Source organism: Allokutzneria multivorans (assembly GCF_039537405.1).
Lineage (GTDB): Bacteria > Actinomycetota > Actinomycetes > Mycobacteriales > Pseudonocardiaceae > Allokutzneria > Allokutzneria multivorans.
This window is the reverse complement of sequence record NZ_BAABAL010000016.1, coordinates 376336-388386: the sequence shown is the minus strand read 5'-3', so window position 1 is coordinate 388386 and position 12051 is coordinate 376336. Positions and strand designations below refer to the sequence as shown.

Below are 12051 nucleotides of genomic sequence, written 5' to 3'. Positions count from 1 at the left end.
AATTCCTGGGAAATGAAAAGCAGACGAAGTTCGGCGACTTTATCGCAGTACAAACGACCAGTCGATACGCCAACGGGCGCCGCAGCGCTACCCCGAGCCGCCCACGCCGAACGGCGGCTTGGTTAGCCCAAACCGCCCTATAGACAAAGTCGCAGCTCACAGGGCTGTGACCAGGAGGCCGCCAGAGCACAGACGTTGTTACCTGCGCCTATACCGAAAACGACCACCTCGGAGCCATCGCGACCGTGACACGAACAGCCCACAGCACGCGCGAAACCGGTCATAGCCTGTTCCACAGTCCTCCAGAGACGGAACTCGCGCATCCCCAGGTGGCACGGCCGGGAAAAGAACCCCCGTTTGTCGTAACGGGAGCAGCAACTCGAATGGCGGCACTAACGAACGCGAGGCCACCGTTCGGCCCAGGTCGAGACCTCGCTCGCCTCCCTGGTACCCAGCCGCCGGAACTCCTCGGCGGCCTCCGCCCACGCGCGCTCGGTGCTCGCGACGTCGCCGGAGATCGCGTGCGCGGCCCCGAGATCGCGCAACGTGCGCGCCCGCCACACGGGCAGCCGGATCGCGTCCCAGTCGACGAGCGCCTGGCCGAGGTAGTCCAGAGCGCGCTCCGGCTCCCCCATCGCGATGTAGCACTCGCCGAGCGTGCGCCTGGCCAGCGCGACGCCGAAGGTGTCGTGCAGCTCGCGGCAGCCGTGCAAGCACTCCAGCAACATCGGCTCCGCCTCAGCCGCCCCGCCCCGGCGGATGCGCACCTTCGCCAGGGCCTGCGCGGTGTAGCGGACCAGGAGCGCGTCGTCGACGGCCGTCACGATGTCGTGCGAACGCGCGCAATACTCCTCAGCGGCCGCGAGGTCGTCGGCCGCGCGGTGCACGAGCCCGATCCCGCGCAGCGCCAGCGCCTCGCCGCGCTCGTTGCCGACGAAGCGGTACATCTCGGCCGCCTGGTTGAGCGTGCGCAGCGCCGCGCTGTCCTCGCCCAACTCGCGGTAGGAGTAGCCGATCCCGTAGAGCGCGTGCGCGACGCCCTCCTCATCGCCCTGGTCCGCGAGCAGCCTGCGCGCACGGTTGAGCGCGGGCAGCGCGGCGGAGTGCTCGGCGAACTCGCGGTTCACCATGCCGATCCCGTTGAGCGCCACGGCTTCCCCGCGCGCGTCGCCAGCCTCGGTGAACAGGGTGAGCGCGGTCCTGAAGTGCTCGCGCGCGGTCTCGAAGTTGTCGCGCTTGTAGTACATCTGGCCGAGGCTGCATTCGAGCGCGGCCTCACCGTGGCGCAGTCCGGCTCGGCGCAGCGCGGCCAGCGCGGCGTTGTGCGTGCGCTCCCACCCGTCGTAGCGGTTGCGCACCGCGAACCACGCGAACACCAGCGCCTCGGCCAACCCGGCGGCGGACTCGGCCAGGTCCAGCTCGGCAGCGCGCTCCACGGCGGTGATCAGCGCGGCCTCCTCCTGCTCGAACCAGGTGTCCGTCTCCGGAGTGCGATTTCGCTTGGAGGGCGCGGAGTTCAGCTCCGTCTGGCACAACCGGGGCACCGCGGGCGGGAGGTTCTCGACCAGAGACTCCACAGTGGACAGAAGGGCGGAGACCGCGCGGTGCACGGCTTCGCGGCGCACCTCCTCGTCGTCCTCCAGCTCCGCGCGCTCGCGGGCGTGGATGCGGACGAGGTCGTGCACGCGGTAGCGCGGCGGCTCGCTGGGCTTGCTGATCACGTCGACGAGCTGCGCGTCCACCAGCTGCTCGAACACGTTCTCGGCCTCGTCCTCGCACACGTCGAGCAGCGGTGCGGCCAACCACCCGGGCAGGTTGGCGTAGCCGAGCGCGCCGAGCAGCCGGTATGCGCGCCGGCTCCGCTCGTCCAGCCCGAAGTAGGTGACGGCGAGGCCGGTGCGCACCGCGAGATCGCCGACGGACAGCTCATCCAAGCGCTGGCGTTCGTCACGCAACCTGCGCAGCAGCCGCGACACCGGCCAGTGCGGTCGCGCGGCGAGCTTGGCGCCGGTGATCCGGATCGCCAACGGCAGGTAGCCGCACAGCTCGACGACCTCCGTCACCGCGGCCGGTTCGGCCTTCGCGCGGTCGTCGCCGAGGATGCGCGCGAACAGGGTGCGCGCGTCCTCAGGAGGCAGCACGTCGAGCGGAACCCTTGTCGCGCCTTCGATTCCGGAGAGCCGCTGACCGCTCGTCACGATCACCGAACACCCGGCTCCGCCTGGCAGCAACGGCCGCACCTGAGCTTCGTCCGCCGCGTCGTCGAGCACCACCAGCACGCGACGCCCGGCCAACTCCGCTCGCCACAGCGCGGCGCGTTCCCTGAGCCCGTCAGGGATGCGCTCGCTCGGCACGCGCAGCGCTCGCAGCAACGCGTCCAGCGCGACCTCTGGCGCCGCGGGGCTGTGATCGGCGGATTGTCCGTGCAGCTCAACGAAGAGCTGTCCGTCCGGATAGCGGTCAGCGAGGCGGTGGGCCGCCCGGATCGCCAACGCCGTCTTGCCGACTCCGGTCGGACCGTCCAGCCACCACACCCGCAGCGCCGACGGTGAGTCCACTGTGGACATTACGAGTTTGCGCAGTTCTTGTTCTCTGCCAGTGAAATCGTGCACATCGCGCGGGAGGTAGTTGCGCGTGGCCTGTTCGCGGGCGCTCGTCGCCTCACCGCTGAAACCGGGGGCGTCCGGGCGGCCTTCCAGGATGTCGAGATGGAGCCGTTGCAGATCAGGTCCGGGCTCGATGCCGAGTTCCTCGGTGACCGCGCGCCGCGCCTCCTGGAACACGCGCAGGGCTTCGGCACGGCGACCGCAGCGGTAGAGGGCCGTCATCAGCTGACCGCGCAAGCGTTCCCGCAGCGGGTTGTCCGCGACCAGCGTCGGCAGCTCGGTGGCCAGCTCCGCGTGCCTGCCCAGCGTGAGGTCCGCGTCGATGCGCGCTTCGACCGCGGCCAAGCGCTCCTCCTCGAGACCGGGGAAGAACCGTTCGCGCATCCAGTCGGAGCCGACGTCGGCGAGCGCTCGGCCGCGCCACAGGGCGAGCGCGTCACGCAGCAGCTCGCTCGCACGCCCGGGGTCGGTCTCCTGCATCGCGGCGGTGACCCTGGCCCGGAACACGTGCAGGTCGACCTGGTCGGGGCGGACCGCGAGCAGGTAGCCGGGCGGGCTGTAGCGCAGCGACACCGACGGCAGCAGCTGGCGCAGGTGGGAGATGTGCACCTGGAGCGCCTTGCGCACGTGCGGTGGCGGCTCGTCCCCCCAGACCGCGTCGATCAGCCGCTCGGCCGGGGTGATCCGGCCGGCGTCGAGCAGCAGCATCGCCAGGATCTGGCGGGACTTCGGCGGCGGCGGGTCCAGGCGGGCTCCCGCCTCCCAGACCTCAACCGGGCCGAGAATGCGAAAGTCCACCGTGGCCCTCCGTGCTCGGACGGTCGATGGCCAATTGTTGGTGGTGCCGTCCGGTGTGTCTGCCTCCGACTGTCGCAGCCGACACCAGAAAACTTGATATCCAGTGCCGAAATGCCGGGTGGGGGCGCAGGTCCCCACCCGGCTGTTCCCCCGGCGTCAGGGGTGGCTGCCGCCGTAGAAGGTCCGGCTGCTCAGGGTGCGCTTGACCTGGCGGACCTTGTTCTTGGAGTTGCCCTCGATCAGCGTCACGGAGCTTCCGGACACCGATTTCACGATTCCGATGTGGGTGCTGGTCTTCGTGCTCGACGGGCCCGTGCCGAACAGCAGCACATCACCCTTGGTGGCCTTCTTGAGGTTCGCCTTGCCGTAGGACTTGCCCTTGCGCTGGCCCCACTTGTAAACGTCGCCGGTGAACGGGTACTGCGGAATGCCCACTCCGGCCTTGCGCCAGACCCAGGTGGCGAAGAGCGCGCACCACGCGACGCACATCTTCGAGTACTTCGTGCAGTTGCTGCCGTTGGGCTTCTCCCCGTTGCCCTTCTCGGCGTTGGCGATCTTGACGATGTTGTCCTTGAGCGCCATGGCGTTGAGGTCGTCAGCACTCGTGTCGTCGGAGACGTCCGGCTCCGTGCCCGCCGTGCGAGCCGCTTCCTCCTCCAGGAACTCGCGGAGCTCGGCGCCGACCAGGGGCGCGCCGTGCTCGTCGAGGACTTCCAGCACCGCCGGTGCCGGGTCCACAGGTGCGGCGGAGGCGGGCACGGAGACCGAGCTGACGGCCACCGCCGCGCTCATGCCGACGATTGCGAACCCGCGACCGAGCCGCAGGAGAACACTGCTTTCCATCGCTGCATCCCCTCTTCTGGTGCCCAGCGGCGGCAGGGGTTGCCACTGGAGCACCACCGCCAGGTCTCCCCGGCGACCACCTCACCGTCCTCCGTCCGCCCTAAGCCCCACCCAAGACCCGGTAAACCCGCACTCCCAACGGCCCCTTCGACGCGTTGAACGCACTGAACGACCCGTTCAGGTTCTCTAACGCACTGAACGACCCGTTCAGTGCGTTAGACGCGTCAAAGGAGGCGTTGATCTTGGGGGCCGCCTGGCGGATGTGGTGGTTCGCGTGCGGCGCTGCGGCCGTGCCTGGCAACGACGACGTGGGTGGAGGGCAGGGCCACGTCGGAGTTCGGCGGTCTTCAAGACCCACAAACCCCCGCCCCGGCGGTCTTCAACGACGGCGAACCCGCACGGAGCGCGGGGTTTGCGGTGGTTAGCGATGATCGAACGGAGGGTTTGGTGGTCTTGAAGACACCCCGACCTCAGAGGGCCAGGGAGCGGACGAGGGAGGGCAGCGAGGCGGAGCGGAGGAGGTCGCCGGAGACCTCGGCGCGCTGGGCGATGAGGGTGTCCAGGAGCTCCCCCGCGTCCCAGACGTTGACGTTCATCGTGGCCATCACGCGCCCGCCGGAGAGCCAGAACGCGATGAACTCGCGCGCGGCCACGTCACCGCGCACGACCAGCTCGTCGCTGGGGCGGGCCACGCCGCGGAACTCCATGCCGAGGTCGTACTGGTCGGAGAAGAAGAACGGCACCTCGGAGTGCACCTCGTTGCGCCCCAACATGTTCCGCGCGGCGACCGGGCCTTGGCTGAGCGCGTTGGCCCAGTGCTCGACGCGGACCTTCCTGCCCAGCAACGGATGCCGGACCGTGGCCACGTCGCCCGCCGCGTAGATGCCGGGAGAAGAGGTCTCCAGGTACTCGTTCACCACGATCCCGTCCTCAATGGACAGTCCTGCGGCTCGGGCGAGCTCGACGCGCGGCCGAACACCGACGCCGACGACCACGAGGTCGGCCTCGACGAGCCCGCGATCGGTGCGCACCCCGGCGTCCACGATCTCGGTGACCGTCACGCCCATGTGCATGTGCACGCCGTTCTCCGCGTGCAGGTCGCGGAAGACCTCGCCCATGCGCGCGCCGAGCACCGTCTGAAGTGGACTGTTGCGCCGCTCGACGAACGCGACAGAGCGGCCGAGCCGCCGCGCGGACGCCGCGACCTCGGTGCCGACCCACCCGCCGCCGATCACCGCGATCCGCTCGGCGCCGTCCATGGCGGAGCGCAGCGCCTCGGCGTCGGCCATGGTGCGCAGGTAGTGCACGTTCGGCCGGTTGGCGCCGGGGACCGCGAGCGGGCGCGCCGTCGCACCGGTGGCCAGCAGCAGCCGGTCGAACGGGAGGCGCTCGCCGCTGACCAGCACGACCTCGCGGCTCTCCCGGTCGAGCGCGGCGACCCGCTGGCCGACCCGCAGCTCCACCCCGTTCTCGGCGTAGAAGCCTTCCGGGTGCACCCAGGACGCCGGGGCGCCGCGCAGGAAGTCCTTGGACAGCGACGGCCGCTCGTACGGCCGCCGGTCCTCCTCGCCGAGCAGCGCGATCCGGCCGTCGAAGCCCTCGGCGCGCAGGGTCTCCACGGCCTTCGCACCCGCGAGGCCGGCTCCCACCACCACGAAGTTCCGATCGCCACCCATGGGTGAACACCATGCAGCGCCATCGATCAAACGATCAACAACCCAGGCGAACACCTACCTGTCAGGGTGACGCCCACCCCCCACCTGTGCCGTTGCGCGGTGGTTACCCCGGGTGAGCGCCGGGTTACTAGGCTGGGCGCTTCGTGCCAGGGCCAGGAGGGGGACACCGAGCGTGCTGGAGCCTGAGATCGGTCTCGTCGGCCGCGACGCGACCGCCGCGCTGGTGGAGTCGCTCATCGACCGGCGGGCCCGGTACCCGCTGCCGGTGGTGGTGGCCTTCGGCCCCGGCGGAAGCGGCAAGACCACGCTGCTCGACCACGTGCGCCGCCGGTGCGAGCCGTCGGTGCCGCTGGCGCGCGTGGACCTCGACGAGACGGGCTCCAAGTCCTGCCGCGACGTGCTCGACGCCGCGCACAACCAGCTGCGCCAGTACTTCCACCCGCAGTTCGGCAGGCTGCGGATGCCGCGCTACGGCCTGGCCAGGGCGATCCTGGGCGGCCGCCCGCCCGCCGAGGCGGACCCGCTGCGAGCGGCGCGGGAGCTGATCAGCCGTGACGCGCGCACCATTCCGACGGTGACCGACGCGCTCAGCTCGGTCGCCGAGGCCAGCACGCCGACGCAGTGGCTGGGCAGGCTGCTGCGCCCGCTCGGCCGCTGGCTGGTCACGCTGGCCACCGTGCTGCCCGGCTGGCTGCGCTGGCTGGCCGGGTACCGCCAAGCCGCCGTGCTGGGCTGGTACGAGCGCGTCGCCGGGCGCGAGCTGCTGGGGATGAGCCCCGGTTGCAAGGTCGACGCGGTGATCTCGCAGCTGTGGCACCTCGCCGACAGCGAGGACCGCAGGGACCGGCTGACCGTGGACCGCTTCCTGGTGGCCGCGTTCCTCGCCGACATCGACGCCGCCTACCGCCGCGCCAGGCACCGCAAGGTGAACTGCGTGCTGCTGCTGGACGGGGCCGACCTGCTGTCCCCTGTCGAGCTGAACCTGTTCCCCGCCAACCGTCCTGTGCCGCCCGCGCCCCCTACGGACGTCGTGGAGCTGTTGGCCGAGGCGCGATTACGCCATCCGGACCTGCCGCTGCTGGTGATCGCCACCAAACAGTCCACTGCGGACATCGAAGACATCCCGCTGCCGCACGAGCTCGTCGGCGAGGACGGCGGCGAACCGTCCCCTGTGGACATCGCGCGCGCCGTTTACTGGGGCTGGCGCACGAGGTTCGAGCGCACTAAGCGCACGGACAGCGCCTACCTGCCGATCCGCCTCCGCCCGTTCACCCGCGACGAGACGGGGCAGTTCCTCGCGCAGTGGACGGAGCGGCGCGCCGGAACGGCGGAGCGCACCAGCCTCGTCTCGGAGATGCACGAGGTCACGCACGGGCACCCGCTCGCCGTCCGGCTGGCGATCAAGGTCGTCGACCGCCGCTACGCCCGCGACCGCGTCGTCCCGCCGGTGCGATCGGTCTACTCGCAGCTCGTGCCGAACCCCGAGGCCGAGGGCGCCGACCGCACCGAGACGGTCGGCGAGTACCTGATGTTGCGCTTCCTGCAACGGTTCCGGGACAGCGATCTCTCGCAGCGCACGCTGACCAGGCAACTGCTCGCCCGGCTCGCCGCGCCGCGCAGGCTCGACGTGCACACGATCCGGCTGCTGGTCCCCGACCGCGACGCCGACGAGATCTGGACGAGCCTGTCCACCTACAGCTTCGTCACGCTCAGCCCGGACTGCTCGCAGCTGGAGTTCCACCCGCTGCTGCGCGACCTGCTGGCCGAGGAGTTGTTGCGCACCAACGGCAACGCCGACTTCACGCACGACCAGGTGCACCGCGCGCTGCGCGATCACTACGGCAGGCTCGGCAAGCACGCCGACCGGCTCTACCACTGCCTCGCGCTCGGCGACGTGCGCGCGGTGGCGCTCTACCTCGCGCCGCGCATCGCGCAGTGGCACGGGCGCTGGGCAGCGGAGCTGGAGGAGATCGCCGCCGCGCCCTACCGCTCCGACATCGAGATCGCGCCGCTGAAGGCCGGGCTCGGCTGGCTCAAGGGACCTCGGCTGCGCCGCGTCGAAGATCTCGTGCGAGCGACGTGGCGGCTGCGCTCGCGCACGGGAACCGCGCTGCGAGGCGGAGAACTCTTCCACGACGTGCTGGACGGCTACCGCTCGCTCAACGCCGACGACGACCCTGCGGTGGCCCGGCAGCTCGCCCGATACCGTGCCTTGGTGCATGCCTCGCAGGACGCGAAACCCGCGACACCGCTGCCCGAGCTCCCGGAGTACTGCGCCGGCTCAGGCAAGCACCCCTACCCCCTGGTGTGGCCGCCGAGGCACGCGATCCGCAAGTCCGTCGCGGTGCTGTCCGTGGTGCTGCTGGTGCTCTACGGCGCTGTGTACGTCCGGCACGTGCTGGTGCACTGCGACCGCGAGGGGATCTTCTCCGTCGGCACGGTCGCTGGCACGCTCGTCGACGACAGCCAAGTTTTGTCCAATGTGGACGGTGAGTGCGTCGGGATCACCGGCGCGGCGGGCACCTTCCTCGCCGACGAGAGCACGGCGGGCGACGACGACCGCGAGGTCGCCGAGCTGACCAGGCTCATCAAGGAGCAGAACGACCAGGTGCTCAGGGAGGCCGGTCGCGACGGCGGCCGCCCGTACGTGAGCATCGTCGTGGCCTCCATGTTCAGCTCCACCGAGCGCCCGAAACGGGACCTCTCGGCGGGCGTCAACGAACTGCGCGGCGCCTACCTCGCGCAACGCGACTGGAACCGCTTCGGCACCTCGACCATCCAGCGCGGCTTCCTGATCCGACTGCTGACGGCCAACTTCGGCGGCGACTCCGAGCACGCCGAGCACACCGCCGAGCAGATCCGCGCGCTCGCCGACGCCGATCCCACGGTGATCGCGGTCAGCGGGATGGGCCAGACCAGGGACGCCACCGTGCGCGCGGCCGAGCTGCTGGGCACCGCGACCGCGACCTGGTCCGGCATCCCGATGATGGGCTCGGCGCCCTCCGGCAACACCTTCAGCGGCAAGCCGTACTTCTTCCGCGTCGCCCCGACCAACGCCAGGCAGGCGCAGGTGGCGGTCGAGTGGGCGGTGACCGCGCGGCCGTTCCGGGGCAGGCAGCCGTTCCTGGTCTACAACCCCACCGACCGCTACAGCAGGGAGCTGAAGGAGGACTACCAGCGCGAGCTGGACAAGGAGCAGCGCAAGCAGGTGCCGGAGCTGCGCGCGGGCATCGAGAAGCCCTACGAGGCGGGCACGGCGGGCACCGCGAGCACCCTGCACACGCGGGTCCGCGAGATCTGCGAGGAGAACCCGCCCGACCTGCCCGGCCCGATGATCGTCTACTCGGGGCGGGCGAACGAGCTGCCGACGCTGCTGGACGAGCTGAGCCGCAGCAGCTGCCGCGACGAGGCGATCATCATGGGCGGCGACGACCTCTCGCAGTTGGAGACCGCGGGCTTCCGCGATCTCGCCGGGCGCGAGGACTACGCCAGCGAGCGGCTGTTCTTCACCACCTTCGGCCCCACCAGGGAGGGCTGGGAGCAGCGCGGCAACGGACGGCTGGAGCCGGGGGTGGAGCGGTTCTTCGCCGACCACCTCGCCGTGGAGCGCGAGCAGCGGCAGCGCGGCGGCCCGGCCTTTCGCTCAGGGCCGAACGGGCACGTGATGCTGTCCTACGACGCGGTGCACCTCCTGCTGACCGCCGCCGAGCGGGCCAGGACCGACGCGAAGGCGGTGCCCAACCGGCACCAGCTGCACCAGTCGCTGCGCGAGACCACCGGCGCGCTGACCTACTCCGGCGTGACGGGAAAGGTCGATTTCGGGGCTCCTGACCGGGCACTCGGGCGTGGCGGAGCCAATCCGCAGGACAAACTCGTGGTCGTTCAGGAAGTGGAGAAACGAGACGGCCGTCTTGTTTCCAGCTACCTCGCCGGTTACGGCCGCTGACCGCTACCGTGTGCGCCCCCGGCCCGTCACCACCCTGCGTGACGAGCTGGGGGCGCCTCGCAGCGGCGGGGGTACGTCACCCGGCTGATATCGCTATCGGCGATTCGATGGAGTATTTCCCACCGACGGGTTTTCTAGGTATTTGTTGACGGTTCCGGTGCCCCTCGTGCCGGACACCCGCAAATCCCCCACGCCGCGGAGGGCTCGTGCTACGCATACGCTTCGGACCCGACGATCTGCCGCGGATCCGCTTCTTGGTCTCCCCGCTGGTGGAGACCCTGCTCAGTGTCCGGGTGCTGGCCCAGGCCGGTGGCGGCGCCGAATTCGGCCGCTGGCGCCGCAGGCTCGCCGAGCTGACCAGGTCGGACTCGCTGACCCTTCTCGACCTGGTGCCGCAGGACCAGCCGCTGAGCACCGCGCTGGTCACGGCGCTGGGCGAGCGCGCCACCTTCGACCGCGAGCTCCAGGACCTGGCGACGCACTGCGAGCAGCCGCTGCACCGGCACCTGCGCACGATCGACCCCCGCTCGGTCAGCGCGCCCAGCTGGATGTGGCACTCCGGTGGTCGCAGCGGCACCCGCATCCTGCTGACGGTGCTGCGCCGCTACCACGAGACGTGCCTGCAGCCGGACTGGGCGAAACTGCGCGCGCACCTGGAAGCGGACCTCGCCGACCGCTCGACCGTCCTGCTCGCCAACGGGACGGAACGGCTGCTCAGCGGCCTGCACCCGACGATCCGCTGGCGCGCGCCGGTGCTGGAGCTGGCCGCCACCCAGCGCTCCGAGGTGGACCTCGCCGGCCGCGGACTGGTGCTGGCGCCCTCGGCGTTCCTGCCGGAGGGACCGCAGCTGATGCGCGACCTCAGCGGCCAGCCGATCCTCGCCTACCCCACCAAGGCCCGCTTCTCCCCCGACGTCCCGTGGTCGGAGGACCCGCTGCGCTCGCTGGTCGGGCAGACCAGGGCGGCGATCCTGCGCGGGCTCGGCCAGGGCGGTTCGACCACGCAGATCGCCCAGCGCGTCGGTGTGAGCCTGAGCCGGGTCTCGGAGCACCTGACCGTGCTGCGGCACTGCGGGCTGATCGCCACCGCGCGCCAGGGCCGCTCGATGTGGCACGCGCCGACCGCGCTCGCGCAGCAGCTGCTGAACACGACCACGACGCCCGCGGTCTCGCGCAGGACTCCCGCGCCCGCGCTCGCCGTCGCCGCCGACTAGCGGCTTTTCGCTGGACCGTTAGAGCGCGCTAACGCTCTTGCGAAAAAGGGCGCCCGATCGGATCCGACCGGGCGCCCTTCGCGTTCCGAACTACTTGCAGGTGGCGAGCATGTCGCGCAACGCGGTCTTCTCGGCGTCGGTCACGTTGAGCGAGTAGGTCTTCTTCACCGTGATCCAGTCCTTGGCGTAGTCGCACCACGCGTCCTTGGCGGGCGGCTTCCACTGCGAGGGGTCCTGGTCGCCCTTGGAGCGGTTGGTCGCCGCCGACACCGCGAGCAACTGCGGGTTGGTCAGGTCGTTGGCGAACTCCTGGCGCTTCTGGTCGGTCCAGGTGTCGGCGCCGGAGCGCCACGCGTTGGCCAGCGGCACCGTGTGGTCGATGTCCATCTCGCCCGCGGCGGCGATCTCCTTGCCCTCGTAGCGGCTGACCCACTTGCCGGAGGTCGCCTTGCAGCTGGCGTCGGTGACCACGCTCTTGCCGTCCCGCTTGAGCACCGTCTCGCGGGTGTCGCACTTCTCGCCCTGGGTGATCCAGTGCTTGAACTTCTCCCTGGTGTAGCCCTTCATCGCGTGCGCGGCGGCGACGGTGAGCCGGTCAAGGTCGGCCTTGCTGGCCGCGGCGGTGTCCCCGGACGGGGCGGGCCCCGACGTGGTCGGCGACGGTCCTGAGCCGCTCGGCTGCGGATCGTCCATGAGCACCGCGGCGGCCCCGAACACGATCGCGATCACGGCAAGCACGGCGGCCAGAATCCAGCGCCCTCGGCTCACGCCAGTTCCCTTCCACGACAACGGACAAGCGCGCCGATCATGACGCATCGCCCGTGCGCTCGAAGGAACGACCCTCCGGTGGGAGGGGAAATCGCCGCGAGATTCAGCTCCGGCCGGCGTTGTCCAGCAGCTCGCAGACGCCGTTGCCGACGACCGCGAGCCCGACGAGCCCGGCGGTCGGCAGCACGCCCAGCGTCGCC

General features: G+C 70.7%; 6 protein-coding genes. 2 read left to right on the top strand and 4 right to left on the bottom strand.

The window, feature by feature from the left end; translation table 11 throughout:
- Positions 1-392: 392 nt before the first annotated feature.
- The 3 genes from ABD798_RS20715 to ABD798_RS20705 form a co-directional block, all read right to left on the bottom strand.
- Complete coding sequence (locus ABD798_RS20715) at positions 393-3404, bottom strand: AfsR/SARP family transcriptional regulator (RefSeq protein WP_344877253.1); 3012 nt, start codon at positions 3402-3404, stop codon at positions 393-395.
- A gap of 156 nt (positions 3405-3560) precedes the next feature.
- Positions 3561-4247 (bottom strand): CHAP domain-containing protein, encoded by a 687-nt coding sequence (locus ABD798_RS20710; protein WP_344877251.1) that lies wholly within the window; start codon positions 4245-4247, stop codon positions 3561-3563.
- Positions 4248-4717: 470 nt separating this feature from the next.
- Entirely contained in the window at positions 4718-5923 is a 1206-nt protein-coding gene (locus ABD798_RS20705; RefSeq protein WP_344877249.1) for an NAD(P)/FAD-dependent oxidoreductase, read from the bottom strand.
- 172 nt (positions 5924-6095) lie between these two features.
- On the opposite strand from ABD798_RS20705, the gene ABD798_RS20700 reads away from it, so the two are divergent.
- Together ABD798_RS20700 and ABD798_RS20695 are read left to right on the top strand one after the other, a co-directional pair.
- Positions 6096-9869 carry a hypothetical protein gene (locus ABD798_RS20700; protein ID WP_344877247.1) on the top strand — a complete coding sequence of 1258 codons (3774 nt, stop codon included), beginning with the start codon at positions 6096-6098 and terminating at the stop codon, positions 9867-9869.
- 206 nt (positions 9870-10075) lie between these two features.
- Complete coding sequence (locus ABD798_RS20695) at positions 10076-11083, top strand: ArsR/SmtB family transcription factor (protein ID WP_344877245.1); 1008 nt, start codon at positions 10076-10078, stop codon at positions 11081-11083.
- A gap of 90 nt (positions 11084-11173) precedes the next feature.
- On the opposite strand, the gene ABD798_RS20690 is transcribed toward ABD798_RS20695, so the two are convergent.
- Positions 11174-11851 carry an HNH endonuclease family protein gene (locus ABD798_RS20690; RefSeq protein ID WP_344877243.1) on the bottom strand — a complete coding sequence of 226 codons (678 nt, stop codon included), beginning with the start codon at positions 11849-11851 and terminating at the stop codon, positions 11174-11176.
- Positions 11852-12051: the final 200 nt, after the last annotated feature.

What these genes read in the sequence shown, in the direction of transcription:
- ABD798_RS20710 (WP_344877251.1), bottom strand. Translation starts at nt 4,247, where the DNA reads ATGGAAAGCAGTGTTCTCCTGCGGCTCGGTCGCGGGTTCGCAATCGTC.
- ABD798_RS20705 (WP_344877249.1), bottom strand. Translation starts at nt 5,923, where the DNA reads ATGGGTGGCGATCGGAACTTCGTGGTGGTGGGAGCCGGCCTCGCGGGT.